Source organism: Novosphingobium sp. ST904, assembly GCF_001298105.1.
GTDB lineage: Bacteria > Pseudomonadota > Alphaproteobacteria > Sphingomonadales > Sphingomonadaceae > Novosphingobium.
On record NZ_LGJH01000150.1, the window covers coordinates 26981 to 52230 of the forward strand.

Genomic DNA, 25250 nt, shown 5'->3' on the forward strand with positions numbered 1-25250 from the left:
ACAATTCACAATCGTTTGGCAGTTGCAGCCGCTTTTGCCTTGCAGTCACAAACGTTTGTGCGTGCCCTTGTAGAGGTGGCGTTAACCATGCGGCGAAATGGCCGGCTTTGCAGGCCCGTTGTGGTTCCGGTTTCGCAGGCAAAAACCAGGTGGTTGCCCGGATGCCGTGGCCGATAGGGGTTTCGCCCTAAGCGTGATCGTTTTTTTCCGGGATCGACGCTTTTTCCCTTCCCAAGGGAGCGGAAATGTCGATTCGGTTGCCGGGTGGACTTGCCATGGGCGGGGTGAGGGACGCAGCTTGGCTCCGCTATCGTTTGATAGCGCCGACAGGAGCGCAGGCCCCCGTGTCGTACAGGCGTATGCGATACCGGACCGCACCCGTGCGGCCAGCGCCCTCCGGTGCGACGACAAAGTCCAGCGCCTGCCCGGGGGTAAGCGGTATCGTCCGCTCTATCCGGATCGGGGCCGCCCCCCGGGTTGCAAACACGGACTGTCCGCCCGATCGCATGGATACGGCCAGGCCGCTTTCACTGCGGCCTGTCAGCGCGAATTCGGCCTCTATCCTGAGCACCATCCGAAACCGCGCGGTGTAGCGGAGAAGAACGGCATCTCCGTTTGCTCCTGTGGCCGGGACAATCGTGTCAGCCGCCACTCGAGGTACGGCCGCGCCGCGCGCGCGAGATAGGGGGTCCATGGTACGCCGGCCGTCTGTTGACCGGGAAACGTCATGAAAGGCACTTCGCGAGAGCCCGTCTTCCAGAACGGGACAAGCCCGACCGTCTGGCTGGGGATGGCACCATCGGGTGCCGGGAAAGTAAAGCCGAGGAAACTGTCCGCGATCAATGGCGTGCAGCCGAGTTTCACGTTTTCGTCGATCTTCAGTGGAACCTTGCCCGTGAGGATGAGCACCCGGTCTTCGGCCAGCATCAGAGAGGCGCCACTAAGCCGGGTTCCCGCGGCGTCGAACGCGGAAACGGAGGCCGAATCGATCGAGATCGGCCTTGCCGCGCCCCAGAGGACCCAGGTTCTGGCGCCGAACGCGTGAATGAAGGTGAAGCGATCGGGGCTTCGATCCTCCCCCCGATGATCGCCGAGCTGCTTCGTCACGAAACGGAAGGCGCGGCCTGCCTCCGTCAGTCCTGCGTCGCGTCGCAGCAAGGGGACGAACCCGTCGCCCCGATCGTTGAGCGGGTACCAATCGAACTCCGCGATGCCCAGAGACGAAAGGGTCGCGTAAGCGCGGACCAGATCGTCACCGGCATGCTCTGGGTCCAGGCTGCCATATTCGGTCATGTAGAGCGGTATTGGCGCCAGAGAAGGATGGCGGCGGAGGACTGCGACTTGAGCGGGAAGTTGATCGATCGGCGTGGTGTAAGGATGGAGCGCGAGACCGTCGAGCAGGCCGGTGCCGCCCTGATCGAGAAGGGGCCAGAGAAAGCCGCCGGGCAGCGAATGGGTGGAGCCGCCAATGACCTTGATATCCGGCCGTACCGCTCTCGCGGCCTTGGCTGCGCTTCGTACCATGGCCAGGTGGTAGGCGAGGCGCTGCGCGGGCGGCGCGTCCTTCATCGGGCCGGAAACGAAATTGTTGCCGTTGATCTCATTGCCGATTTCCAGCCTGTCGATCGCAGGATACCGGCGCACCACTTCGGCAACGAACTTCCCGAATGCCGCGAGCGCTTCGGGCGAATGCGGTGTCTGTCCGGCATCGTAGAGCGGATTTCCCCAGTTGAGCGTCAGGGTCATCCGGGCATGGTGCTGCTCCAGGCTGGCCGGATACAGGGACATCGGCTGGTCGAAGGTGTAGCGGCCTCTGGTTTTCTCGACGTCTGCCCAGCGGATGCTGTCGCGCCAGTTCGCAAGCGGCAGAGCCAGGGCGGCATCGAACAGGCGAGGGAGGTTGCCCTGCGAGAAATTGGTGGCGGCGCCCAGCCGCATCGGTGGGAGCGGGGCGCGGATCTCAGAAGCAAGCCGCGCGCCGGGTTGCGCTTCTGGTCCTGCTTCGAGGCGGCTGGGGCGCTGCGGGTTTCCGGCGGGCGCCTGAGCGGCAGCGAGCGCGGCGATCAGTGCGAGTATCCGTTTCACTGTAGATTATACCGAAATTTCAAGGCTTAACGGCTCGTGCGATTTCGGTGTGCAGGCTTTCTACCCCATAACGCGCCTGCGCGATCACGCGGGCATGGGTGTTGGGGGCTATCCCGTTCGCCATGGCTTGAGCCAGCAGGGAGGCGGCTGTTTCGGGCGGGGTGGAGGCTGGATCGACAAGCCATTCGCTGTGGTCGATGGAATGTACAAAGGAGGCGAGCTTGGGGTCCCAGTCCAGCGCGACGAAGGGAATCCTGCACGCGTAGGATGCGATAATTGCGTGCATTCTGAAGGCGATAAGTCCGCCGAGACCGGAAATGAGCCGCGCCAGTTCGCCCGGCGTATCGGCTTCGGGAAACGAGACCTGGCCTGGCAGGGCGATGGTTTCGAAGGCGCTGCGAAGCCTGGCGGCGCAGGCGCGGTCTTCCGGACTGCCATTCGTGAATACGGCGACCCGAAACCCGCGTGCAACCAGGGTTTCTGCGAGATTCAGGTACCAATCCTCGAGCTGTCGGGCCTGCGGGGCATGTTCCGCATGGTATTGCACGGCGACGGGGGCAGTCACATTCAACCCGACCAGAACGGCACCTGGACGGGGTTGAGAAGCACCGAGGCCGTAGCGCTCGCCGGCGAGGAGGCCGGGGTCGCGCACCAGTCTGGCAGGGAGGCCTGCATGTTCGCCGAAAAGGTCGTGCCACAGCGATATCGATCTTTCGTCGCGCAGGAACACCTGCCGGACCGCGTCTCTGGCAAGCGCCTGTTGCAGCAGCGCCGCCCCTTGCCTGCTCCAGCCTGAGGAGACCCCGCAGCCATAGATGAAAACCGGCAGTCCGCGATCCGCCGATTCATGGATTGCCAGGGCCAGTTTGGTCGGGAAATTGAGATCGAGATCGGCGATGAGGTTTCCGCCTCCGATCACCACGCAATCGGCATCCCGCAATGCGGCGCGGTAATGGGGCAGCCAGCGGCGGCGGCTCTGGACAGCGAGCGGCAGGCGGACCGCGAGCCGGCGGAGCGCGGGCGGCAACGACTGGAGCATCCGCATCAGCGCCGATCGGCCCGCCGTGCCGCGACCGTATGCCGAACGCGCTGCGAGATCGATCGAGCATGTGCTTTCATCGGCCCCGCATTCCACCAGCGCCTGTTCGAGGCACTCCGAAAGCAGGCCGTCCCCGAGGTTCGGGCTGTATTTCACGTTGAAGATCCGCACGCGGGGGCGAGGCTGCGGGGAAGGGCGTGCGGCGGTGTGGTTCAGGGCGCTGGTCGATGGCATCGGTGCGGTTATTCCGGTCATGCGGCCATTTCGGGCGAGGCTGCCGGAGCGGCCCCGCAATCGAGATTGCGGATGACTTGCGCGATCACGCCGGACGATGTCGGCAGATATTCGAAGCGTCCTTGCCGGCCGGCGGAGATGATCCCGACCCCGGCGATGCGATCCAGCGCCGCATCGAGCCGTGCGCGTGCGCCCACCGTGTAGAGCGGATAGCTGTCCTCCACGAGTTCATGGCCTTCCAGCCGAAGGTCGCTGGCGAGGCCGAGCCTTGTTGCATGATCGCGGAAATCTTCGAAGGCGGCGCCGGGGCTGTGGCGGGCGCCGGGGGGCAGGGTGGTTTCCACCGAGAAGAATTCCCGGCCGCACGCGGGGTCCGGGTAGATGCGCGAATAGATCGTGGCGCGTTTCCATTCGCCTTCGGCATGGAAGTTGAACAGCACATTCCCCGCATCCGGATGGAGGTGCGCTGCGGAAACGTAAAGCGTGGTCATGTCGAGCGAGACGGTGCCGGAAGGCGCTGAGAACAGTACCCGGTGGAGCGCATCCACCGGGATCGTGCTGACCACCGCCGAAGCGAGCCGGGTGGTGCGGGGGGCTCCATCCCGGCCAGCACCATGTTTCGGGCCGTGATGGCCGCTCTGGCCCGAGCATTGGGTGCCGACGCGGAAGAAGCTGCCTTCCCGCTCCACGGCGGAAAGCTGTTCGCCAAATGCGAATTCGACCCCCGCCGCCGTCAGGCGTTCCACTATCGGGCGGAACATGGCCTGATATCCTTCGCGCGGGCGCACGCGCATCGGCCAGCGTTTGCGGTGCTGGCTGCCCTGCCGGATCCTGATTGCGCGGGCGGCGCTGCGTGCCAGCGCGTTCATGCGGGTGAAACGCTCGATGATGGCCATTCGCCGGAAAAAGAATTCCTCGTCGATCTGGTCGGGCGGGACGTGATGGAAGCGGCCGATGTAGGAGCGCAGGCCGGTATCTTCGAAGAATGTGCCGCCCAGACGCTTGCGGCAGATCGCTTCAAGGGTTCCATCGCGGCTGACGGCGATGCGCGAGCCGAGGAGATCCAGCACCGACCGGGCGAGCCGCAAGGGTGATTGCTTGAGCAGATCGCGCGGTTCGATGGGGTAGAGCAGGATCGAACCGTCAGGCGCGACACGCCGTTGCAGGCTCAGGACCTGGGGGCAGAGATCGCGGATTCCCGGCGCCAGATCGAAGACCCTGGCGTTTTCTTCGTAGAAGATGCTGCCGACATCGAAGTATAGGGGCCGATCTGGCGGCTGCGGTGCGTACCCCCGGCGGCGTTGCCGCGTTCGATGACGATGACTTTGTGACCCGATCTCACGAGGCTGTCCGCCGCTGCAAGGCCGGCGATCCCGGCGCCGAGGACGATCGTCGGCCGCCGGCGAGGTGCAGGGGAAGTTCGCTCACGCCGGGGGCGGGCCGGCCGCGTGGCATCCGGCGAGAAACGTCTTTTGGGGCCTGGAGAATTCGGGGAGATGTTGCAAGCGATGCTCCAAGCAAGACCGAGGAGAGGGAGCCTCCCGTTTCCGGCGTTCGTTTTATGGTTCCGGCATGGCCTCGGCAACGCGATCAGGGTCCATTACGGCGGGCGTTTCCATCCATTTCGGATGGCCCGGCATCCACCGTTCAGCGCGCCAGCGCCCGAACGCAAAAGCGCCGGGGCCGCGCCTCCCGCGTGAGCGGTGGAGGCGAAGCCGCGGCGTCCTGGATAGGCGAAATCTGGTCCCGGAAGGCCGGTGGGCCTTCCGGGCCTTTCGTCCGCTCAGATCAGAAGCTGGCGCCGACCGAGAACAGGACGGTCGATCCGGCGATCTGCGAGCCGTTCTTCGTGGAGGAGAAGTTCGGCTGGAGATAGGCGCTTTCCGACTTGGAGATATCGGTGTCTACATAGGCGACGCCAAGCGTGACCGGGCCGAGCGCGAGGTCTGCGCCGAGCATCCAGTCGAGGTATTCGCCGGTCGGCGCGACGCTGGTGCCGTTCGGGCCGAGGCCGGAGTTGCCCTTCGAGTAGCCGAGGTGCGCCTTGAGCGTCAGCGGGGTGCTGGGGATGGCGGTGTTGCCGTCGGCCCACATGTAGAAGTTGTCCGACTTGGCGCCGGGGCGGCCGATGCCGTCGGCATAGTCGTCACCGCTGGCATAGACCTTGCCGAGCGCCTGCTGCTTGGGCGCGTAGGCGACGCCGACCAGCATGTTGGCAGGGCCGATCGCGCCCGACAGCTTCACGTAGGGTTCGGCGAAGTCGGTTTCCGAGGCGCCGCCCGGATACATGTACCAGGTGAGGCCGACGTCCAGCTTCACGCCGCTGGTGATCTCGGTGGCGTAGCCGGCCACGAGGTCGAGTTCCATGTTCGATCCGCCGAAGGTGCCCCAGCCGGAGAGGTTCGAGGCCCAGGTGCCGACGTAGGCGCCGCTGGCGTGGGACACGGTGATGCCGCCCTGAACGGCCATTTCCTTGTCGGTCTGCGAGACCCCGCGGAAGCGATAGTCGGAAACGAGGCCGACGGTGCCGGATACGGTGATCTCGCTCGGGACCTCTTCCTGGGCCATGGCAGGAGCGGAGAAAGCAATACCGGACGCGGCGAGGCCAAGCAGGCCTGCGGCAAGACGGATTTTCATATGGAACGCCCTCATGATGACTGTTGTCGCGTTCCATCCTGCGGCCTGCAGCCGGGCCCTACATGCGTGGCGAACCCGTTTCGTGCAGACTTGCACGGTGTTACGGGCCGTAATTGTCCTTTGGTTTTCCCATCCGTGACAAAGTGTGTCTGATCGCCACGCGGCGCCGGGGCGATGGGGCGGCCCCGGCCGGAGGCGGCCGGCGAAAGGCATGCGGGCAAAAAGAAACCGGGCGATCCCGCATGGAGATCGCCCGGCAGAGGAAAGGGGCGCGGACGAGAAGGTGCCCGCGCCTTACGAGATCGAAGTGATCGTCAGGCCGCGATCGGAAGCGGGCGCAGGATCGGCTCGGGGCCGGTCACGCGGTCCGCATGGCCGCTCTGGCGGCGCCGGTTGAGCCATTCGCTGATCGTCTCGGACGTGGTGTGATCCATGACCTTGAGCTGGCCGAGGTCCAGGTGGACCGGGCGGCCGTGCGGCAGCTTTTCCAGCACGTTGTTGAGGCGGGTGAGGCCGAGGAAGGTGGCGCCGCCGCCAAGGGCGAGGCGGGTCGATTCGCCCGCTTCGTGTTCCTCGACATGCTCCTCCACCTTGAGCTTCAGGTTCCTGAAGTGCGGGGCCAGTTCCACCACTGTCAGCGCCAGGCCGACGAGCACGCCGGTCAGCAGGTCGGTGGTGACCACGAGCGCGAAGGTCACTGCCCAGATCAGCGCCGGGAAGGCCCCGTAGTTGTGGAACAGGTGGCGCACGTGGCTGAGGCTGACCAGCCTGAAGCCGGTGACGACGAGGACGCCGCCCAGTGCCGCCATCGGCACTTCGCGCAGCAGCCAGGGCAGCAGGGCGATGAAGGCGAGAATCCATGCGCCGTGCAGGATCGCCGACAGGCGGGTCTTGGCGCCGGCCTGCACGTTGGCCGAGCTGCGCACGATCACGCCGGTCATCGGCAGGGCGCCGAACACGCCGCAAAGCAGGTTGCCGATGCCCTGCGCACGCAGTTCCTTGTCGTACTTGGTGCGCACGCCGTCATGCATGCGATCGACCGCGGCGGCCGAAAGCAGCGTCTCGGCGCTGGCGATGAAGGCGATGGCGAGTGCGGCGACGATCAGCGCCGGGTTGGCGAGCGGGGCGAACCAGCCGGTGCTGGTGGGCAGTGCGAAGGCGGCGCCGATTGATTCCGGAACGGCGATGCGGGCAACGTCGAGGCCCATGGTCCATGCCACGGCGGTAGCCGCGACCACGCCGAGCAGGGCGCCGGGGACGAGGCCCATGGACTTCGGACGGACCTTTTCCCAGCCGAGCATGATCGCCATCGTCAGGACGCCGAGCATGACGGCCATTTCGGTGGAGGCCATGTTGCCCGGATCGAGGCCGAGAATGCGCGCGGGCATCATCGCCATGTTCTGGAGACCGCTCGACATCGGCTTCTCGTCGAAGAGGATGTGGAACTGGCCGATCACGATGAGCGCGCCGATGCCGGCGAGCATGCCGTGGACGACGGCGGGGCTGATCGCGCGGAACAGGCCGCCGAGGCGGAGCGTACCGGCGAGAACCTGGATCAGGCCGGCCAGCAGGAGGACGGGGCCGAGCGCTTCGAGGCCGTGCTCGCGCACGAATTCGAAGACGATGACGGCAAGGCGGCCGCCGGGCCGCTCACCTGGAGAGGCGAGCCTGCCAGCAGGCCGACCACGAGGCCGCCGATGATGCCGGTGACGAGCCCCTTTTCAGGGGGCACGCCCGACGCGATGGCAATGCCCATGCAGAGCGGCATTGCCACCAGGAACACCACGATCGAGGCCGTGAAGTCCCTGCCGAAGTGGCGAAAGGCCCACTCCGGGTTGCCTCCGGAGAGGTGGGGGCGGCGGTCGTCATTCCGCTGCCTCGGCGAATTCGGAGGCGATGCGGGCGCGGGCGGAAAGCGCGACCGGGAGCGGTGCTTCCTCACGCAGCGGCACGAACTGGCCGGTTTCGCCGTCGAGGCCGAGGACCTGGCCGGCGTGAATGTCGACGAACCAGCCGTGCAGCGTCATTTCGCCGCGGGCGATGGCGGCGGCAACCGCGGGGTGGGTGCGCAGGTGGCTGATCTGGGCGATGATGTTTTCGAGCGTGATGGCGCGGACGCGGTCCTCGCCCGAGAGGTCGCCATGGCAGGTGCTGACGATATGCTCGGCGGCGGCGCCGTGCTTGAGCCAGGCGGCGACGTTCGGCATCGTTTCCAGACCGGTCGGGTCGGCCAGCGCCTTCATGGCGCCGCAGCCCGAGTGGCCGCTGACGATGATGTCGCGCACGCCGAGGGCAGCCACGGCATATTCCACGGTCGAGGTCACGCCGCCGTTCTGGGTTGCGTAAGGGGGTACCATGTTGCCGGCGTTGCGGCAGACGAACAGGTCGCCCGGCTGGGCCTGCATGATCTGCTCCGGCACGATACGCGAATCGGCGCAGGAGATCATCAGGGCCTTGGGCTCCTGACCTTCGCGGGTGAGCTTGCCGAACAGTTCGCTGCTGGCGGGGAAGATGGTCTTCTCGAAGTGGAAGACGCGTCCGATCAGTTCATTCACTCTCGTAACCTTTCCTTGATTCGGTTGCCCCGCGCGCACGGAGGGGTTTGGGGGACGCGGGCGCGGAGCTTGATGGGAAAGGTACGTGTCGCTGTTTTCGCAGGTCGTGCGCATTTGTCAGGAAATGTTGCTGCAGCGCAGCGTGGATGAACGGTAATTCAGGAAAGCCCCCGGTAATGCGGGAGTTTCCGGTGATGGCGATCGTGTTTCAGGGAATTGCCGAATATTAACAGCGTGTTGTCCGCCGGGCTGCTCAGCAGGACCGGCGGCAATTGCGATCAGCGCGTTCCGAGCGGCAGCCTGATCGTTGCCCGCAGGCCGCCTTCGGGCCGGTTGCGCAGGTCCAGCGTGCCGCCTTCCAGCCGCACTGCCTTGCGCACGATCGGCAGGCCCAGGCCCATGCCGGCCGTGTCGCGGGCGCGGGCGGTGTCGAGGCGGACGAAGGGCTGGAGCGCGTCGGGAATGCGCTCCTCGGGAATGCCGGGGCCGTCGTCGTCGACGGTTATCTCGGCGCCGTCGCCGTCGCGCCGCAGGCTGACGCGGACATTGCCGCCGTAGTGCAGCGCGTTCTCGATCAGGTTGGACAAGGCGCGGCGGATCGAGACCGGGCGGGCCATGATCTCGAGGCTGGTCGGGCCGCTGTAGGAGGCATTGGCCCCGCGATCGGCGGCGGTATCCACCAGCGTCTCGGCCATGATGGCCAGGTCGATGCGCTCCGCCGGGATCTGGGTGCCGCCCGTTTCCACATAGGCCTGGATCGAATCGAGCAGCATCCGCATCTCGTCGATGTCGTGATTGATGCCGTCGCGCACCACCGCATCCACTTCGCCATCGTCCAGCCGCAGCCTCATGCGGGCGAGTGGCGTCTTCAGGTCGTGGCCGATGGCGAGCATGGTATGCGTGCGATCGAGCAGGGACTGGTGAATGCGTTCCTGCATCTCGTTCATCGCCCGGATGAGCTGGCGCATTTCATCGGGGCCGCGTTCGGGGACGGGCCGGGGCGGGCCGGCGCCGAGATGGCGGGTGGCGCGGATCAGCGAACGCAGCGGATTGAGCGCGGCGCGCAGCAGGATCCAGGCGAAGGTGATGAGCAGCAGGGTCGGCAGGACCAGGCTGGCGAGCCGCCCGGCGCTCAGCTTCCAGGCGGAGCGGGCATGGGTCCGGAAATCGAGGACGCTGTGGTCCGGCAGGCGCAGCGAGCCGCCGATATTGCCGTCCCGCGGGATCGATTCGAGGTGCAGTTCGAGGTCGCTATGCGCGAGTTCCGGGGCGATCTCGATGATCTGGGCGCGCAAGTTGGCAAGGCCCAGCGACCCGCGATAGCGCTTGCCTTCCGTCAGGCGCAGCGAGAACTGCGGCGAGCTCAGCGCGGCGGTGACCTTCTGGCGGTCGCCAGGGAGGCTGTGGTCGATCGCGCGGCTCGCCAGCACGAGATTCTCGGCGATGCGCTGGGCGTCGTCGCGGCGCAGTTCGAACGTGTTGGCACGCTCGAACAGCACCGTGTTGCAGACGACATCGATGACGAAGACCAGCAGCAGGACTGCGATCAGCCGCTCGGGCAGGCCGAAGCGCCGGAACAGACGGAACCGGCGCAAGGTCATCAGGCGCGCGTTACCTCGGCCTTGAACATGTAGCCGACGCCGCGAACCGTCACGATCGGCGATTCGCCGCCTTCCGCCTGCAGCTTGCGGCGCAGGCGGCTGACGAGCACGTCCACGCTGCGGTCCGAACTGTCGCCCAGGCGCGAGCGCGAAAGCTCGATCAGCCGCTCGCGGCCGAGCACGCGCTGCGGATAGGCGAGGAACGTGGCGAGCAGGTCGAACTCGGCGCCGGTGAGGTCCACCATGGCCCCGGTCGGCGAGCGCAGTTCGCGGCGCGCCATCGACAGGTTCCAGCCTTCGAAGTGGATCGATTCGGGCGTCCGGCCATCGGCGACGGCATCGTTCCCCGTGAATTCGGCAGTGGCCGCGCCATTGCCGCCCCGGCGCAGCACGGCGCTGACGCGGGCCGCCAGTTCACGGGTGCTGAAGGGCTTGGCCAGATAGTCGTCCGCGCCCAGTTCGAGGCCGAGCACACGGTCTTCCTCGCTGCCGCGCGCGCTGATGAAGATCACCGGGATGTCGCATTCGCGGCGCAGGCGGCGGAACAGGTCGAAGCCGCTGGTGCCGGGAAGCATGATGTCGAGCACGACGAGGCTCACGGGGCCTTCGCGCAGGGTCACCCACATTTCGGCGCCGGTCGCGGCGGTGAGCACGTTGAAACCGCTCTGCCTGAGGGCGCGCGCGGTGAGGGTGCGCAGGGGGCCGTCGTCCTCCACCAACAGGATCGTCGGGGTGGGCATGGGGCCGTCGTCGAGGTGGCGATAGATGGGGGCTGTGGTGTTGCTCATCGTCTCTTCATGCACAGATGTATGATTTCGGGCGCGGCTTGGCAAAATCTTTGGATAAAACCCTGGGGCAAAACCTTCAGGCTATCCCGATCGGGCCGTTAGCGGATGGCGCCCGCCAGTTTCTCGTCCGCCAGTCACTCGTCCGTCGATGCGCCGCCCGGTGCCGGGTTGCACCGGGCCGGCGGGGACGATCACTGAACCTTCGGTGCGGAGACTTCGGCGCTGGCGAGGGCCGGTGCCGCGGTTGCGGCCTGGGCCTGGACGTTGCGGTGGCGGCAATCGCGGCCCTTCGAGGGTTCGGGATGGCAGACGCCGCGCGACTGGGCCTGCGTCTTGGCCTTGGGGGCGGCAACCGCGGTATGGCCCTTGAGGTGGGCGGACGTGGTGTTGGCGATCGCGGCGCCGGGGATGGCGACGACGACGAAGGCAGCGGCGGCAATCAGGGTAGACTTCATTATTTCAGCTCCAGACTTTGCGTGGAGCCGAATCTGGGCATGCTTCGTGTCTTGCCTCGTGCAAGAATGTAACGAAGTGTTGCTCGGTGGAGAGTCTTGGAAACGAACGGGAAAAACATCGGAAACCATGCGGACGCAGCATGGTGGACCCCGGTGGGGGGTGTTTTCGTCGTTCGTTGTCTTGATGGGAAAAGCTGAAACCGTTGCCGCATGGCGGGCCATGCGAGATAGCGATGAGAACTATACCTACTCCATAGCCCTCCATGACCCTATAAAATAGCCATAGGCATGAAAATCGACGGTCTTCGTGGTGCGGTCTCCTCCATCGGCCGGGACTCACCATGAACGCTGGGGGATCGCGACTATGGAAATCGACAAGGACAAAATCGACGATGCAATCCTTGCGCTGCTCTTCCTCTCACTCGACCGGGACGGACGATCATGGAAGAGCTTCGATTGGGATGCGATGAACCGGCTGCATGAGAAGGGCTTCATCAGCAATCCGATTAGCAAAGTGAAATCCGTCTTGTTGACCGACGAGGGCATTGAGCGATCGGAACAGCTTTTCCGGGCGATTTTCTGCAAACCCGAATAGGCAGTCGCTTCTTCCGCGCACAGCACCTTTTCAGCTCTCTTTATTCATAGATCAAGCTGCGATCAGGATGACACAGCTTCCGGCTCTACAGCCTCCCATATCCTGATCTGTCCTTGTGCCCGGCCTCCGCTTCGCTCTGGCCGGACGGGTTGCTTGGGGGCGCTGCCCCCTGGCGCGGCACAAGGGCGGCCGGGCGGTATCCCCAGCCTTCCGCGCGAATATGTGCTGCGTACCTTCGTCACGACTTCGATCCGCTTGTGCAGGCCGGGTGATCCCCCTCCGCCCGTCCGCCCTTGCGCCTTGCACCCCCCGGTCTCGGCGACGGCCAGGGTTGCAGCGCAGCGCTGCGCTCCAACCCAGACCCATAAGGATCAAGATCATGACGACCAACGCACAGATCACGACCGTTCCCGAACATGGCGAAACGGTTTTCATCCCGCTCAACAAGCTGAAAAAGCATCCGAAGAACGCTCGGAAGACCCCGCACAGCGAAGCGTCTATCGAGGGGAAGGCCGCGAGCATCGCCGCCAAGGGGATGCTGCAAAACCTTGTGGTGGAACCGGAAACGAACGCGGATGGGGAGCCGACCGGCTTCTATCTCGTCAGCGTCGGGGAAGGCCGCAGGCTGGCGCAGCTTCTGCGCGCCAAGCGCAAGGAAATCAAGAAGACGGAGCCGATCCGCTGCGTCATCGACACCGCGAACGACGCGGCAGAGATCAGCCTTGACGAGAACGTCAATCGCGAGAACCTCCATCCCGCAGATGAATTCGAACGCTTCCGCGAGCTTTCGGAAAATCGCGGATGGGGCGCGGAGGAAATCGCAGCCCGGTTCGGCAAGTCCGCGCATGTCGTGAAGCAGCGGCTTCGCCTTGGCGCTGTCAGCCACAAGCTCATTCAGGTCTACCGCGACGGCGGGCTGACCATGGACCAGTTGCAGGCGTTCGCCATTACCGACGACCACGACCGGCAGGAACAGGTCTATGAAAACCTGTCCCACAACAAGGAGCCGTGGATCATCCGCCGCGACCTGACCGCGAGCAACGTGGCGGCTTCGGATCGGCGGGCGATCTTCGTCGGCCCGGAATCCTATACCGAGGCGGGCGGCAACATCATCCGTGACCTGTTCACCGAGGATCGCGGCGGCTTCTACGACGATGCCGCGCTGCTGGACCGGCTTGCGCTGGACAAGCTGGAAAGGACCGCCGCCGAGGTTCAGGAGGCCGAGGGGTGGAAATGGGTTTCGGCCTATATCCACTGGCCCCACGCTCACGGTATGCGCCGCACCTATCCGCAGCCGGTGGAGCTTTCCGAGGAACAGGAAGCCGCCTACGACGCCGCGCAGGAGGAACTTGAGCGCCTGTCAGCGGAATGGCAGGACGCGGACGTGGACCTCCCGCCCGAAGTGGATCAGCGCCTTGCGGAGCTTGAATCCGAGATTGAGCGCATCGACGGGCTGCGCCATGCCTACGATCCCGAGGAGATCGGACGCGGCGGCGTTTTTCGTGGTTCTGAACCATGATGGGGAAGCCCGCATCGAGCGCGGTTTCATCCGTGCCGAGGACGAGGCCCCGGAGCCGGAGGAAGGCGAAAGCGCGGACGGCGGCACCGGCATCGACGGCGTTCGCGTCAACGCCGATGGCGAAATCATCGGGGAAGACGGCGAATATGACGAGGACGGCAACCACATTTCCGCGCTCGACGCCGAGGACGAGGAAGCGGAGGAAGACGGCAAGCCCCTCTCGGATTCGCTGATCCGCGACCTGACCGCCCATCGCACCCTTGCCTTGCGTCTCGCCCTTGGCGAGCAGCCCGATATGGCCTTGATTGCCGTCACCCATGCGCTTGCCGCGCAGACCTTCTATCGTGGTGGCGGGGACGCCCACGCCCTCGAAATCCGCCCGATCAGCGCCAGCCTTGGCGGACATGCGGACGGCATTGAGGACACGGCGGCGGCGAAAGCGCTGGCGGATCGTCATGCCGGATGGGCGGCGGACATGCCCCGCGACGTGGCCGATCTTTGGGGCTTTATCGCCGGTCTGGACCATGCCAGCGTCATGGCGCTGTTCGCCCATTGCGCCGCGCAGACCGTCAACGCACTCAAGCTGCCGTGGGAGCAGCACAAGCGCCACGCCCATGCAACGGCGGACAGGCTGGCGACGGCGGTTGCGCTCGACATGACGGCCCATTGGACACCGACCGTCCGGGCCTATTTCGGGCGCGTGACCAAGGCGCAAATCCTCGACGCCGTGCGGGAGGCGCTTGGCGACGAAGCCGCCGAGCAGATCGCGGACAAGAAGAAGCCGGAAATGGCGGAAGCTGCCGAACAGCTTCTGGCAGGAACCGGCTGGCTCCCGCCGATTCTGCGCACCGAGCGGCCCGCATGGCTGGCGGCGGACGAGCAGCCGGAAGCCCGCGCCATGGAGGACGAACCTTTCGCCGTGGCGGCGGAATGAAGGATGGGCCGGGATCGCATCAGCGGTCCCGGCCTGCCACCCGGAAAAATCCGGCCGCGCGGCTTCCCCGCGCGGCCGGATGACCTCGACAGAACAGGAACACATCGGCACATATCGGAACGCGCAGCGGCCATCATGGCGATTGCACGAAAGGCGGTGCCGTCAGCAAAGGTGAAACATCATGGTCGCCGTCATGTTCATGAGCGTTGCGCTGGTCGCGCTTCTCTGCGTCCTCGCCTACAATCTCGCCGTCTATGCGCTGCCCTTTTTCGTAGGATTGGCCGCAGCACAATTCGCCTACCAGACAGGATCGGGCCTGATCGGCGCGGGACTCGTCGGCTTACTTTCTGCTGGTGCCGCCTTCGGCATTCTGGCCGGGCTGTTCGAGACGATCCGTTCGCCTTTCATCCGCTTGATTGTCGCGCTGATCTTCACCGCGCCCGCCGCCGTCGCGGGCTATGCGCTGGTCCATGGCGTCACCAAGGAGGCGGTGCCGTCCGACATCTGGCGGCAAATCTTCTGCATTGCTGGTGGCGGATTCGTCGGCTTCTCCGCCTTCGCGCGTCTGGTGAACGGTGTCGGCCAGCCCGCGAAGTAATGGTGCGGAAACGGCTGGCAGAGCAAGGCGGCGGTCAATCTTGACATGATAAGGAATATTCCTTACATTCCACTCCACCGATTTATGGAGGCCCGCCATGGGAGCGTTGCTGAAAGAAGAAAGCACCATCACCGCCAAGGGACAGACCACCGTGCCGAAGTCCGTTCGGCAGGCGCTGGGCGTTGACTATGGTGGACGCATTGCTTTTCTCATTGATGAGCAGCACCGCGTCTATGTCCAGAAGGCCGAGGTTGAAGAAACCGCCGATCCCGTGATCGACCGTTTTCTCGAATTTCTCGCGCGGGACATGGCGAAGCAGCCCGAAAAATCCGTTCTTCCGTTCCCGCAATCCTTGCTCGACCGGGCTGTTGCCCTGACGTCGGGCATGACGGTCGATCTCGATGCCGAGATCGAGGGGGACGTTTCGATCTGATATGCCGACGATCAATGGCTGGACCGTCCTCGCACACCCACTCTTTCTAGATCAGTGGGAAAAGCTGATCGAGGCGGTCGACACGCTCAAAGCAAAGAAACCGGGCGATTATCAGAAAGCCGCCGACGCCAAGTTGCTTGCGTCCTTGGTCCAGCTTGTCACCGTCAATGTGCCATCGGACCCGACAGCATCCATCTATCGGCAAGGCGCGACTCTTGGCGATGACCGCAAGCACTGGTTTCGCGCCAAGTTCGGCAATGGTCGTTTCCGGCTCTTTTTCCGCTACAGCAGCGCCAGCAAGGTCATCATTTTCGCCTGGGTGAACGACGAAAACAGCTTGCGGACCTACGGCTCCAAAACGGACGCTTATAAGGTCTTCAAGGGGATGCTGGATGACGGCAATCCGCCTGACGATTGGGACACGCTTCACAAGGAGGCTTCCGACTCCAAGGCGGTTGATCGGCTGGAAAAAGCCTCGCCCCCGAAACCATAACAGACGCTGTAGAACGTCACAGGATTGGGCGTTGCCCTCCGGGCCGGGCTTTCGGCTGCGCCGGAACCACGCCTTCGCCGCGTTTCCGCCATTCGGCTTCAATCCCATAACGCAAGGGCGGCGGCGGACATTTCGCGGCAAGCCCCATCCGGCTGGAGAGGCAATTCCCGGAGCCGGTCTTAGTCGCCGTTGCGGCAGACCCACGAGGTCGGACTTTCCGTCCACTTCGATGAACGAGCGGATCAGCGCCGGGAAACTCGGATCATCTGCGTGGCGAGGTATGGCGTGCGGCCCGCAAGCGGTCTTCCGGCCACGCCAGCACCGGCGAAGGTCAGACGAAGCCTCGCCTGCAAACGCCCACTGGCAGCACACGAACTGGCCTTGAAGGTCAGGATGAAAAGACCGCAGCCAAGGCGACCGGCGCAGCCTCCCCGATCCCGGCGCGGCGCAGGACGGCCGCCATTTGCCGTATTCCCACGATTTCCTGAAACGGGCGCTCCATCCGCGTCCTCGATTGGCACGGTCTGACCGAAGATCGGCTTCGCCTCGCTCGTCTTCCCGCAACGTCCGCCGCCAGCTTTTTTCCGCCGCCTTCGGCTTTGCATCGCGAAGCAAAAAAAGCCGTCGCCGGCCGCCTTCCACTTTGTTCCAGCCCCGAAGGGGTGCGGGGCCGATCGTCCCCGGTCTCACGACCACCATCGAGGTCGCAATGGTGCGGCCCGACAGGAAAAGGAATACGACAATGGCGACCATCGGCACCTTCACCCAGAACGAGAACGGCGCGGGCTTCACCGGCGCGGTCAAGACCCTGACCCTCAACGTCAAGGCCAAGTTCGTCCCCAGCGAGGGCGACAGCGAGCGCGGCCCCGACTTCCGCATCTTCGCGGGCGCTACCGAGTTCGGCGCGGCCTGGAAGAAGACCGCCCGCGAGACGCAGCGCGAATACCTCTCGGTCAAGCTGGACGATCCGAGCTTCCCCGCACCGATCTACGCCAGCCTGGTCGAAGCCGAGGACGGAAAAGCCCACAACCTCATCTGGTCCCGCCGCAACGGCGACTAAGACCGGCTCCCGGAATTGCCCCGCTCAACCGAGCGGGGCTTCTTTTTGCTCATGTCCGCCGCCTTTCAGGAGACAAGGAGATCAGGATACACGACTTTCCGATTTTCAGGTTTCGCGTATCCCGATCAGATCTTCTCCCCGGCCTCCGCTTCGCTCTGACCGGGCGGGTTGCTTGGGGGCGCTGCCCCCTGGCGCGGCACAAGGGCGGCCGGGCGGTATCCCCAGCCTTCCGCGCGGATATGTACTGCGCACCTTCGTCACGACTTCGATCCGCTTGTGCAGGCCGGGTGATCCCCCTCCGCCCGTCCGCCCTTGCGCCTTGCACCCCCCGGTCTCGGCGACGGCCAGGGTTGCAGCGCAGCGCTGCGCTCCAACCCAGACCCATAAGGATCAACATCATGACCTATCATCACCTTGCCACCCGGTTCGGCCGCAACAGCCACCAGATCAGCGGGCGCGAAGCACTCGACAACGAAGCGCTCTATCGTCATGTCCCGTCCATCTTTGCCCGCGAGGCGCATGACAGCCGGTCGGAGCGTTACGTCTATGTCCCCACCATCGACATCGTGGAGGGGTTGCGGCGCGAAGGATGGTTCCCGTTCTTCGCCGTCCAGTCGGTTCCGCGTGACGGGAGCCGCCACGGCCACGCCAAGCATATGCTGCGCCTGCGCCGGGATGACGGCATCGGCAAGCCGGAGGCGGCGGAAGTCATCATCGTCAATTCGCATGACGGAACGAGTAGCTACCAGATGTTTGCCGGGATGCTGCGTTTCGTCTGCACCAACAGTCTTGTGGCGGGCGAGCGGTTCGAGGACGTGCGCGTGCCGCACAAGGGCAATATCCAGCATGACATTATCGAAGGCGTCTATACGGTCGCGGAGGATTTTCCCCGGCTGATCGACGCCAGCGAAACCATGAAGGAAATCCAGCTTGGCCAAGATGAGCGCCGAGTTCTGGCCGAAGCCAGCCTTGTCGCCCGGTATGGCGAGGATGAAAGCCCGGTCCGCCCGGAACAGATCATCGAACCGCGCCGCCGCGAGGATGCCGGGCAAAGCCTCTGGATGACCTACAACACCATTCAGGAAAATATCATCCGGGGTGGACTCCATGGCCGCAAGCGTAACTCCGAAGGCCGTATCCGCCGCAGCCAGACCCGTCCCATCAACGGAATCGACCAGAACGTGACCCTCAATCGCGCGCTCTGGACGCTGGCCGAAGGGATGCAGCGCCTCAAGACCCAATGACCGCCAATCCGTAGAGCCGGGAAACCGGCTCTACGGTTTTCCGCTTTTCAGGCTTTCAGGTTCCTCAATTTTTGCGCCGATCCGGCTCAGCGGATCGCGGCGCGGCCATGCCGGGACACGGCCGGCGCTCGCCGGGCTAGGCCCGGCTCGCGAATCAAGGCAAGCACTCTTAAAACAAAAATAACCAATGTATCTATCGAGTTAGCAGAACCACTTATATCGTTGGCGTGGCTACAGCTACCTGCCGAAATCTCGCAGACTTCCAGTTCGGGCCTGTCTCTGCACGGCCCGAAATTGGGAGAAGACGCCATGCTTAGCATCGATTGGCGTGCTCCGGCGGCTTATAAGCACACCGAGAATCTGCCCGCCGCCGGTTTCGCCTGGGAATATCTTCGTCGCAACGACGAATATCGCCATGACTTTAACGCCATTGCGCTGACCGGAGAACCCGGCGCGAGGCAATTGGAACGGTTCGCGCAGCGCTGGGGGTTGCGATTTCGCACACGATCCCGACGCACCGGCTGATCGCCAGCCCCCGTTCTGGTCGCCGCGCCTTCAGCCGCAGGCGGTCATGCTGTCGCCTGTCGAACAGGAGGCCGCAAAAACGGAGCCGCTGGTCGCTCTCGCCCATCTCGACGGTCTCGATCTACGCCGCGCGGCCGATGGCTGGCACGGCGTCTGGCAGGTGGGCGACATCGCGCACCAGTTCTGGTTGCCGGACGCGGTGCCCGACGCAGCCGCTTTCTATGCCGTGACCTTGCCGATGGATTCGTTTCTGGAGCTTCGCATCCATGCGGCGCGTCGCCTTTGGCGATCCCTCACGCGGCGTCGGCCTGGCCCGCCCATCGGCGTCCTGCCCGACCAGCTCCGGGAATGGCATATCCTGTCCCTGCGCGCGCTCGACGCTCGCCTGCGCGGCGAGAGCTATCGCGCCATCGCCGAAGTCCTGCTCGGCTTTCAGGGAACGAAGGAGGATTTCGAGGCCGATCCAGCCAAGAACAAGGCCCGCCGTCTTGTCGCCCACGGCATCAGGATGATGCGCGGCGGCTATCGCTTGTTACTGCATTATCCGGTCAAACCCGGTAAAACCTGATTTCGGTCAGTAATCACGTTGCCGCCGATGCCGAGGCGTTACGCCTTGTTGGCGGCGGCCTGTTCCAGAATCCGCTTGTAGCCTTCCCGCGAGAGCCATTGCGCCCGTTCGAGATGGCTTTGCCAGCATCGGCGCGACCGCAGTTCCTCGGCAACCGGATCGCGGTGCAGCACGATTCGCGCCACTTCCTTCCAGTCGGCGTCCTCGGCCTTGGCGTCGAGAAGGCGCAGATAGGTCACGAAATGCCGTTCGTCATAGGTGGTGATTTCATCGCCTGTCGGCGCTACGTCATCCACATCGGGATCAAGTTCGACGGGCGTTCGCATCGTCATTGCCCTTCCTTCAGGAGAGTGCCTGCGGTGCGCCCCCGCAGATAAGACTCTCTGACTCCTGGTGATCGGGGAGTTCGAAACCGCTGTTACACGGCCCCATGGCCTTTAGCTCGGAAAGCCTGTTGTATACGCCACAGGCTCCCCGACCATAGGTCAAGGAGTGCGGTGCCGTAACGGCCGGCACCAAACGGTAACAGAGGGGTTTCGACGCCCCGGAGCAGTGCGTCTGCTCCGCTTTCACCCTTAGCCGATGCGCGCGCGATTGTCTTGACCGAATCCGCGCCGCAGGTGGTGAAACGCTGAAATCTCTCGCCTTTTCCGGCTGACTATCACCCGAATGGGGGGTGCCGCCAGCGCATAGGCGCAACTGCGGCACGCTACAGGCCGCCGATCCCTCGCCATCGTTCGCCACAGCCCGCTGTCGCTTCGACAGCGCCTGCCTGACGAACCGGAGAGAGAGATTCCATGGCCATCCGCTCCAATGCGGACCTGCCGCCGCGCCTGCTGCGCACAAAGGAAGCCGCGCGCTTCCTCGGCTTGTCCATCCGCACCCTTGAGAAGCATCGCACCTATGGCACCGGCCCGACCTACCGCAAGATCGGTGGCCGCGTCCTCTACGCCGTGCGCGATCTGGAATCATGGTCGGCCATCGGCACCCGCAAATCCACCAGCGACAAGAACGCCGGCACGGTCTTTCCCGCGCGTCCGCTAACGCCGCAAGAGCGGGACGAGCTGTAAATGCTGCGCGACGACGATCCCAGACCCGCGCAGCCGACCGAGGATAGCGAGCGCACCCGCCTGGACACCTTCGTGGTGGCGACCGGAGACGCTGCCCCGCGCGACCAGCGCGATCTGATGGAGCGGCCTTTCTTCTCGCTGGCGAAGCGGCCCCGCACCACGCCGATCCTCTACCGCGCCGCTGATGTCGAAGTGCAGGTGTTGGCCATGCCCGAACATGGCATGGCCACGATCTGGGATGCCGATGTGCTGATCTGGGCCGCTTCCCAGATCGTCGCGGCCGAGAACAACGGCATCCCCACGTCGCGCTTCTTCCGCTTCATGCCCTATCAGCTCTTGCGCTCGATCGGGCGGGCGACTGGCAATCGCGACTATCTGCTGCTCAAGGCCGCGCTCTCGCGCCTGCAATCCACCGTCATCGCCACGACCATCCGCAACGGCAAGCATTGGCGACGGCGGCAATTCTCATGGATCAACGAGTGGGAGGAAATGACGACGCGCGCCGGTCGCGTCGAGGGCATGGAGTTCGTCCTGCCCGAATGGTTCTACAACAGCGTCATCGACCGCTCGCTGGTCCTGACCATCGACCCGGCCTATTTCCGGCTGACTGGCGGCATCGAGCGCTGGCTTTACCGTGTCGCTCGCAAGCACGCCGGACGCCAGCCCGACGGCTGGGCGTTCGAGGTTTCTCACCTTCACCAGAAATCCGGCAGCGCGGCGCGGCCATCCGACTTTGCCCTCGATCTGCGCCGGATAGCGGCACGGCAGTCTTTGCCCGGCTACCTACTCCAGAGCGAATGGGAAGACGGGCGCGAACTGCTGCGTTTTCTCCCCGAAAATCTATCCACAGTGCCTGTGGATAACCATGTGAATCCTATCGGGACATTAGGCGCACGCAGTATCGGGACATTAGGCGCAAATCGTTCGCCGGACTCTATAGAAGAATCTAACAAAGAATCTAACTCTTCTTCTTTGACGCGCGCGCACGCGATCCGTGGTGCCGGTGCCAGTGCCGATAACCGTGCTGCTTTTGGCCGGCGAGGTGCGCCATGATCGTCGCGCTCCTCAACCAGAAGGGTGGCGTTGGCAAGACCACGCTGGCCTTGCATCTCGCCGGAGCCTGGGCGGCTGAAGGACGGGGCGTCATCCTGATCGACGCCGATCCGCAAGGCTCTGCGCTCGACTGGTCGCAGACGCGCAGCCATGAAGGGCTGCCGAGGCTGTTTAGCACCATCGGCCCGGCGCGTGACACCTTGCACCGCGAGGCCCCGGAGCTGGCCCGCGACGCCGATCACGTCGTCATCGACGGGCCGCCGCGTGTCGCCGCTCTGATGCGCTCGGCGCTGCTGGCCGCCGACCTGGTGCTGATCCCGGTGCAGCCATCCCCCTTCGACGGCTGGGCCTCGGCCGAGATGCTGGCGCTTCTCAGGGAAGCGCGCATCTACCGGCCCGACCTCGCCGCCCGTTTCGTACTCAACCGTTGCGGTGCGCGCACCGTCATCGCCCGCGAGACGGCCGAGACGCTGGCCGACCACGATCCGCCCTTGCTTGGCCAAACCATCGGCCAGCGCGTCGTCTTCGCCGATGCCGCGCAGTCCGGCCGGCTCGCATCCGAGATCGACGCCGACAGCCGGGCCACACACGAGATTGCTGCGCTTGCCGCCGAGATCGACAGCATCGGTATCGGGAGGTCCGCGCCATGACCGGACGCACCCGTAAGCCCGGCTTCGCGTCCCGGCCGGGCGATCCCGATAGCTGGATCAAGGCTGCCGACACGCCGTCCCCCAGCAAGGTTGCTGGCGAGGCGTTCACCGCCCGCCTGACGATCGACATCACGCCCGAGATGCGCGGGCGCATCAAGGTCGCCGCTTTCCGGCGCGGCATCACGGTCGCCGACATGCTGCGCGACCTGCTCGCCCGCGAATTTCCATCCACCGAAGGAGATCCGATATGACCGGCAACGCGGCCCGCCGCTTGCACGGCCGTCCGCTGCCGGACGGACCTGCGCCCTTCACCACATTGGTCGAACTGACTTTCGACAAGCGCAAGGTCGAGCGCTGGATACGGTTCGGCCGCAAGAGCTACGAACAGATCATCGACCGTCGCCGCAGCCTTGTCGGCTTCGCGCCGGAAAGCGTCTTCACCTTCGTCCGCTGGGCGGCCGGCGAGCACGGCACGGTGATTTCGCGCATCGACATCGTGCGCGCCATCGGCCGCGGCGAGCCGTTCCAGATGCTGCCTTTCGTCCGCCCCGGCGGCGACATCCTGTTGCGCCTCGATAGCTGGGCGAAGGTGCAGCGCGCGCTGGCCGCCATCGACGCGGTGGAAGCCCTCGGCCTCGATCCGGCCGACGCGGCGCCCGATCACTGGCGGCACGTCCACAACCGCCTGACCGCCGGTCTGGAGCCGCGCGATTACACGCCGGAACGACACGCCGCCTGGCTCCACCGCCGGAGGATCGAACCATGACGCGGTTCGGCTACGTCATGGTGACGTATTTCGCGGCGATGGGCGTTGGCATCGCGGCGTTCATCCCGACGCCCACGAAACTGATCTGGAACGCCACCACCAGCGCGCCCATCGGCTTCTACACCGTCGAATCGACCGAGCGGATCGAGGTGCCCGAGCTGGTCGCCATCATGCCGCCCGAACCGCTCGCCGACTTCATGGTCGAGCGCGGTTATGTCGGGCGCGGCGTGCCGCTCCTGAAGCGCGTCCTCGGCCTTCCCGGACAGCGGGTTTGCCGCACCGACCGCACGATCACCGTCGATGGCGTGGAGATGGGCGAAGCGCTGGAGCGCGACCGGATCGGCCGCGATCTACCCGTCTGGCAGGGCTGCCGCGTGATCGGCGACGGCGAAATCTTCCTGATGAATTGGGAGGTCCGCGACAGCCTGGACGGCAGGTATTTCGGACCTATCCCCGCAAATTCCGTCATCGGCCGGGCGCTGCCGCTCTGGACCGATGAGGAAGGCGACGGCCGCTACGAATGGCGCGCGCCGACGCAATGACCGCTTTCCCATCAGCGGGAGCGGTGCCCGCCGATGGTCTTTTCAACCACACCGCCAAGGAGACTGTCATGCCTCAGATCGGTCAATTCACCGCCGAAAATGAAACCTTCGTCGGCCGTGTTCATACGCTCACCCTTTACCGCGAACTCACCATTGTTCCCGCCGAACCATCGGATGCGGAGAACGCGCCCGCCTATCGCGTCCTTCACGGGGCCGAAGATGGCCCGGAGGTCGGTGCGGGCTGGAAGGAAGTCGGCGAAAAGGCCGGCGACTACATTTCGCTGGTGATCGACGATCCCGCCTTGCCGCAGCCGATCCGCGCCAACCTTTTCCAGAACAGCAACGACAAGACGGCGTGGTCGTTGCACTGGAACCGCCCGAAACCGCGCGGCGGGCGGGACTGAAAGCCATGCGCTATCGCGTCATCCCCGCGTTCAAAACCCTCATCCCGTTGTTCGCGGAAAAGCCGTCTCATCCCGTCGTCCCGCTCGGCCACCGGCCGGCCGGCGCGCGCAGCGAAGGTCAGGGGCGGCCTCTGGCCGGCGCTCGCGCCTTGCCCTTGACCGCAGCGAGCACGCTGGCAGGCTGGAGGTCGAACGGAGGCAGGGAGATCGTGCGATATGCCGCTCTCCTGCTGGCTGGCGTGCTCGCGGTCGCAGCTTGTCCGGTAGCCGTATCGGCGCAGGCGGCACCCGTCGCGCGCGTGAATCCCGCCGATCCTTTTGCCGGCTTCATCACCGAAGCCGCGCAGCGTTTCGGCGTTCCAGAGCATTGGATTCGCGCCGTGCTGCGCGCCGAGAGCGCGGGCGACGTGCGCGCAATCTCGTCGGCCGGAGCGATAGGATTGATGCAGGTCATGCCCGACACCTGGGCGGGCCTGCGCGTCCGTCATGGCCTCGGCCGCGATCCCTACGATCCACGCGACAACATCATGGCGGGCGCGGCGTATCTGCGCGAAATGTGGGACCGTTACGGCAATGTCGCCGCGATGCTCGCAGCCTATAATGCCGGTCCCGGCCGCTATGACGAAGATCGCACGACAGGTCGCGCTTTGCCCGCCGAGACGCGCGCCTATGTCGCCGCGCTTGCGCCGGTTCTGGGCGGCTCGGCCGAGAGTGAACCACCCGCGCCAGCACCGCCACCGCCGCCCGACTGGCGCGCGGCTCCGCTGTTCGTCACGCGCTCGACCGACATGCGGACTGCCGCCACGCCGTCGTCCGAAGCGCAGTCCGGCGACATCCGCGCGACCGTTCCGGTGCGCGATGATGCCGATACGGAGCCGCCGACCGGCAGCATTTTCGTGGCTCGCGCCGACGACGGGAGTGCGCCATGAGAGGCGTGCTCCCGCGCTCGGCGCGATCCGTTCCGGTGTTCAGCCAGGCAGGAAGGGCAGAAGAGAAGGCAGGAAGGGAGGGCAAGATAAAGGAAACCGGCACTACGCTGGCCGGATTTCTGAAATTGTTGTTGTCTGCACACTGGTTAGGGGAGCCGCGAGCGGCACCCTGTTTTTGGACGGCGCGAGCGTGATTGTGCGCAACGCCTTGGCTTTGCTGGGTTTCGACCGGCACCATGGCCGCCGAACACGCGATTTTCCGCGATTTTGGCCGGAGGCGCAGCCATGAGCGCCGACGACGAGAACCGCTTCCGGCCGAAGCCCGGCCGCATCCGCGCTGATGCCCCCAAGCTCGGCAAGGCCAAGAGCTTTCTGACGCAGGCGAAGAAGCTGGCGCGGCAGCACAGCAACAGCCCGTCGCGGTCATCCGCATCGTCCGCGCCCCGCTCCAGATCGTCAGCCACCACAAAAGG

At 65.1% G+C, this 25250-nt stretch carries 27 protein-coding genes and 3 pseudogenes; 19 read left to right on the top strand and 11 right to left on the bottom strand.

The features are described 5' to 3' along the window. Window positions 1-558 precede the first annotated feature (558 nt). Genes ADT71_RS15975 through ADT71_RS15985 form a run of 3 tightly spaced genes read right to left on the bottom strand, consistent with a single transcriptional unit; the run spans window position 559 to window position 4446 of the window. Window positions 559-2085, bottom strand: a complete 1527-nt coding sequence (locus tag ADT71_RS15975; RefSeq protein ID WP_054438402.1) for a hypothetical protein — start codon at window positions 2083-2085, stop codon at window positions 559-561. A 19-nt stretch (window positions 2086-2104) separates the two neighbouring features. Next, window positions 2105-3379 carry a polysaccharide pyruvyl transferase family protein gene (locus ADT71_RS15980; RefSeq protein WP_054438404.1) on the bottom strand — a complete coding sequence of 425 codons (1275 nt, stop codon included), beginning with the start codon at window positions 3377-3379 and terminating at the stop codon, window positions 2105-2107. Continuing rightward, entirely contained in the window at window positions 3376-4446 is a 1071-nt protein-coding gene (locus ADT71_RS15985) for an FAD-dependent oxidoreductase (protein ID WP_197283043.1), read from the bottom strand. The genes ADT71_RS15980 and ADT71_RS15985 overlap by 4 nt, the downstream gene beginning before the upstream one ends. A 6-nt stretch (window positions 4447-4452) precedes the next feature. Here ADT71_RS15985 and ADT71_RS33780 point away from each other — a divergent pair, with 6 nt between their 5' ends. Beyond that, the gene (locus ADT71_RS33780; protein WP_231635942.1) at window positions 4453-4620 is read left to right on the top strand and encodes a hypothetical protein; all 168 of its coding nucleotides are present in this window, start codon (window positions 4453-4455) and stop codon (window positions 4618-4620) included. A gap of 23 nt (window positions 4621-4643) precedes the next feature. Here the strand turns inward: ADT71_RS33780 and ADT71_RS33785 are convergent. From ADT71_RS33785 to ADT71_RS16015, 7 genes and pseudogenes are all read right to left on the bottom strand, one after another. After that, window positions 4644-4700: pseudogene (locus tag ADT71_RS33785) on the bottom strand (hypothetical protein); the annotation flags it as partial. A 446-nt stretch (window positions 4701-5146) separates the two neighbouring features. After that, the gene (locus ADT71_RS15990) at window positions 5147-5995 is read right to left on the bottom strand and encodes a TorF family putative porin (RefSeq protein WP_054438405.1); all 849 of its coding nucleotides are present in this window, start codon (window positions 5993-5995) and stop codon (window positions 5147-5149) included. Between the two features lie 314 nt (window positions 5996-6309). Beyond that, window positions 6310-7784, bottom strand: a pseudogene (locus tag ADT71_RS15995) (SulP family inorganic anion transporter). 76 nt (window positions 7785-7860) lie between these two features. Beyond that, window positions 7861-8550 carry a carbonic anhydrase gene (locus ADT71_RS16000; protein WP_054438406.1) on the bottom strand — a complete coding sequence of 230 codons (690 nt, stop codon included), beginning with the start codon at window positions 8548-8550 and terminating at the stop codon, window positions 7861-7863. 278 nt (window positions 8551-8828) lie between these two features. Next, window positions 8829-10151, bottom strand: a complete 1323-nt coding sequence (locus tag ADT71_RS16005; RefSeq protein WP_054438408.1) for an ATP-binding protein — start codon at window positions 10149-10151, stop codon at window positions 8829-8831. Then, the gene (locus tag ADT71_RS16010; RefSeq protein ID WP_054438532.1) at window positions 10151-10891 is read right to left on the bottom strand and encodes a response regulator transcription factor; all 741 of its coding nucleotides are present in this window, start codon (window positions 10889-10891) and stop codon (window positions 10151-10153) included. Before ADT71_RS16010 ends, ADT71_RS16005 begins: the two co-directional genes overlap by 1 nt. A 239-nt stretch (window positions 10892-11130) precedes the next feature. After that, entirely contained in the window at window positions 11131-11394 is a 264-nt protein-coding gene (locus ADT71_RS16015; protein WP_054438411.1) for a hypothetical protein, read from the bottom strand. A gap of 364 nt (window positions 11395-11758) precedes the next feature. On the opposite strand from ADT71_RS16015, the gene ADT71_RS16020 reads away from it, so the two are divergent. The 10 genes from ADT71_RS16020 (at window position 11759) to ADT71_RS16060 (ending at window position 19363) form a co-directional block, all read left to right on the top strand. After that, window positions 11759-11989: a DUF6429 family protein gene (locus tag ADT71_RS16020; protein ID WP_054438414.1), complete on the top strand. Its 231-nt coding sequence runs from the start codon at window positions 11759-11761 to the stop codon at window positions 11987-11989. Between the two features lie 379 nt (window positions 11990-12368). Next, window positions 12369-13508: a ParB/RepB/Spo0J family partition protein gene (locus tag ADT71_RS35785; RefSeq protein ID WP_369818276.1), complete on the top strand. Its 1140-nt coding sequence runs from the start codon at window positions 12369-12371 to the stop codon at window positions 13506-13508. Further along, window positions 13492-14442 carry a hypothetical protein gene (locus tag ADT71_RS35790; RefSeq protein WP_369818277.1) on the top strand — a complete coding sequence of 317 codons (951 nt, stop codon included), beginning with the start codon at window positions 13492-13494 and terminating at the stop codon, window positions 14440-14442. The genes ADT71_RS35785 and ADT71_RS35790 overlap by 17 nt, the downstream gene beginning before the upstream one ends. Window positions 14443-14623: 181 nt before the next feature. Continuing rightward, window positions 14624-15040, top strand: a complete 417-nt coding sequence (locus ADT71_RS16030) for a hypothetical protein (RefSeq protein WP_054438416.1) — start codon at window positions 14624-14626, stop codon at window positions 15038-15040. Between the two features lie 97 nt (window positions 15041-15137). Next, window positions 15138-15473, top strand: coding sequence for a type II toxin-antitoxin system PrlF family antitoxin (locus ADT71_RS16035; protein WP_054438418.1), 336 nt, complete (start codon window positions 15138-15140; stop codon window positions 15471-15473). Between the two features lies 1 nt (window position 15474). Further along, a complete protein-coding gene (locus ADT71_RS16040; RefSeq protein ID WP_054438421.1) occupies window positions 15475-15966 on the top strand; it encodes a type II toxin-antitoxin system YhaV family toxin in 492 nt (163 codons plus the stop codon). Between the two features lie 742 nt (window positions 15967-16708). Further along, entirely contained in the window at window positions 16709-17026 is a 318-nt protein-coding gene (locus tag ADT71_RS16045; RefSeq protein ID WP_054438423.1) for a DUF736 domain-containing protein, read from the top strand. A gap of 398 nt (window positions 17027-17424) precedes the next feature. Continuing rightward, window positions 17425-18270, top strand: coding sequence for a DUF932 domain-containing protein (locus ADT71_RS16050; protein WP_054438425.1), 846 nt, complete (start codon window positions 17425-17427; stop codon window positions 18268-18270). A 309-nt stretch (window positions 18271-18579) separates the two neighbouring features. Then, on the top strand, window positions 18580-18795 hold the full coding sequence (locus ADT71_RS16055; RefSeq protein ID WP_054438429.1) for a transcriptional regulator domain-containing protein: 216 nt from the start codon (window positions 18580-18582) through the stop codon (window positions 18793-18795). 160 nt (window positions 18796-18955) lie between these two features. Beyond that, on the top strand, window positions 18956-19363 hold the full coding sequence (locus tag ADT71_RS16060; RefSeq protein ID WP_231635930.1) for a DUF2285 domain-containing protein: 408 nt from the start codon (window positions 18956-18958) through the stop codon (window positions 19361-19363). A 38-nt stretch (window positions 19364-19401) separates the two neighbouring features. On the opposite strand, the gene ADT71_RS16065 is transcribed toward ADT71_RS16060, so the two are convergent. After that, on the bottom strand, window positions 19402-19695 hold the full coding sequence (locus ADT71_RS16065) for a DNA -binding domain-containing protein (RefSeq protein WP_369818278.1): 294 nt from the start codon (window positions 19693-19695) through the stop codon (window positions 19402-19404). Window positions 19696-20160: 465 nt separating this feature from the next. On the opposite strand from ADT71_RS16065, the gene ADT71_RS16070 reads away from it, so the two are divergent. The 8 genes and pseudogenes from ADT71_RS16070 (at window position 20161) to ADT71_RS16105 (ending at window position 24777) form a co-directional block, all read left to right on the top strand. Beyond that, the gene (locus ADT71_RS16070; RefSeq protein ID WP_054438436.1) at window positions 20161-20433 is read left to right on the top strand and encodes an AlpA family transcriptional regulator; all 273 of its coding nucleotides are present in this window, start codon (window positions 20161-20163) and stop codon (window positions 20431-20433) included. Beyond that, a pseudogene (locus tag ADT71_RS16075) lies at window positions 20434-21267 on the top strand (replication initiator protein A); the annotation flags it as partial. Window positions 21268-21482: 215 nt separating this feature from the next. Beyond that, window positions 21483-22136 carry a ParA family partition ATPase gene (parA, locus tag ADT71_RS16080; protein ID WP_054438441.1) on the top strand — a complete coding sequence of 218 codons (654 nt, stop codon included), beginning with the start codon at window positions 21483-21485 and terminating at the stop codon, window positions 22134-22136. Then, complete coding sequence (locus tag ADT71_RS16085; RefSeq protein ID WP_054438442.1) at window positions 22133-22387, top strand: hypothetical protein; 255 nt, start codon at window positions 22133-22135, stop codon at window positions 22385-22387. The genes parA and ADT71_RS16085 overlap by 4 nt, the downstream gene beginning before the upstream one ends. Further along, window positions 22384-22902, top strand: a complete 519-nt coding sequence (locus ADT71_RS16090; RefSeq protein WP_054438445.1) for a DUF2840 domain-containing protein — start codon at window positions 22384-22386, stop codon at window positions 22900-22902. Before ADT71_RS16085 ends, ADT71_RS16090 begins: the two co-directional genes overlap by 4 nt. A 17-nt stretch (window positions 22903-22919) precedes the next feature. After that, window positions 22920-23444, top strand: a complete 525-nt coding sequence (locus tag ADT71_RS16095; protein WP_369818282.1) for a S26 family signal peptidase — start codon at window positions 22920-22922, stop codon at window positions 23442-23444. Between the two features lie 68 nt (window positions 23445-23512). Then, window positions 23513-23848: a DUF736 domain-containing protein gene (locus ADT71_RS16100; RefSeq protein WP_054438534.1), complete on the top strand. Its 336-nt coding sequence runs from the start codon at window positions 23513-23515 to the stop codon at window positions 23846-23848. A 206-nt stretch (window positions 23849-24054) separates the two neighbouring features. After that, on the top strand, window positions 24055-24777 hold the full coding sequence (locus ADT71_RS16105; protein ID WP_369818283.1) for a lytic transglycosylase domain-containing protein: 723 nt from the start codon (window positions 24055-24057) through the stop codon (window positions 24775-24777). The last annotated feature ends 473 nt before the right edge of the window (window positions 24778-25250 follow it).

Coding starts and splice junctions, on each gene's coding strand:
- ADT71_RS15980 (WP_054438404.1), bottom strand. CDS start 3,379: ATGACCGGAATAACCGCACCGATGCCATCGACCAGCGCCCTGAACCAC.
- ADT71_RS15990 (WP_054438405.1), bottom strand. CDS start 5,995: ATGAAAATCCGTCTTGCCGCAGGCCTGCTTGGCCTCGCCGCGTCCGGT.
- ADT71_RS16005 (WP_054438408.1), bottom strand. CDS start 10,151: ATGACCTTGCGCCGGTTCCGTCTGTTCCGGCGCTTCGGCCTGCCCGAG.
- ADT71_RS16010 (WP_054438532.1), bottom strand. CDS start 10,891: ATGCCCACCCCGACGATCCTGTTGGTGGAGGACGACGGCCCCCTGCGC.
- ADT71_RS16015 (WP_054438411.1), bottom strand. CDS start 11,394: ATGAAGTCTACCCTGATTGCCGCCGCTGCCTTCGTCGTCGTCGCCATC.
- ADT71_RS16020 (WP_054438414.1), top strand. CDS start 11,759: ATGGAAATCGACAAGGACAAAATCGACGATGCAATCCTTGCGCTGCTC.
- ADT71_RS35785 (WP_369818276.1), top strand. CDS start 12,369: ATGACGACCAACGCACAGATCACGACCGTTCCCGAACATGGCGAAACG.
- ADT71_RS16030 (WP_054438416.1), top strand. CDS start 14,624: ATGGTCGCCGTCATGTTCATGAGCGTTGCGCTGGTCGCGCTTCTCTGC.
- ADT71_RS16035 (WP_054438418.1), top strand. CDS start 15,138: ATGGGAGCGTTGCTGAAAGAAGAAAGCACCATCACCGCCAAGGGACAG.
- ADT71_RS16040 (WP_054438421.1), top strand. CDS start 15,475: ATGCCGACGATCAATGGCTGGACCGTCCTCGCACACCCACTCTTTCTA.
- ADT71_RS16045 (WP_054438423.1), top strand. CDS start 16,709: ATGGCGACCATCGGCACCTTCACCCAGAACGAGAACGGCGCGGGCTTC.
- ADT71_RS16050 (WP_054438425.1), top strand. CDS start 17,425: ATGACCTATCATCACCTTGCCACCCGGTTCGGCCGCAACAGCCACCAG.
- ADT71_RS16055 (WP_054438429.1), top strand. CDS start 18,580: ATGCTTAGCATCGATTGGCGTGCTCCGGCGGCTTATAAGCACACCGAG.
- ADT71_RS16065 (WP_369818278.1), bottom strand. CDS start 19,695: ATGACGATGCGAACGCCCGTCGAACTTGATCCCGATGTGGATGACGTA.
- ADT71_RS16070 (WP_054438436.1), top strand. CDS start 20,161: ATGGCCATCCGCTCCAATGCGGACCTGCCGCCGCGCCTGCTGCGCACA.
- parA (WP_054438441.1), top strand. CDS start 21,483: ATGATCGTCGCGCTCCTCAACCAGAAGGGTGGCGTTGGCAAGACCACG.
- ADT71_RS16085 (WP_054438442.1), top strand. CDS start 22,133: ATGACCGGACGCACCCGTAAGCCCGGCTTCGCGTCCCGGCCGGGCGAT.
- ADT71_RS16090 (WP_054438445.1), top strand. CDS start 22,384: ATGACCGGCAACGCGGCCCGCCGCTTGCACGGCCGTCCGCTGCCGGAC.
- ADT71_RS16095 (WP_369818282.1), top strand. CDS start 22,920: ATGGTGACGTATTTCGCGGCGATGGGCGTTGGCATCGCGGCGTTCATC.
- ADT71_RS16100 (WP_054438534.1), top strand. CDS start 23,513: ATGCCTCAGATCGGTCAATTCACCGCCGAAAATGAAACCTTCGTCGGC.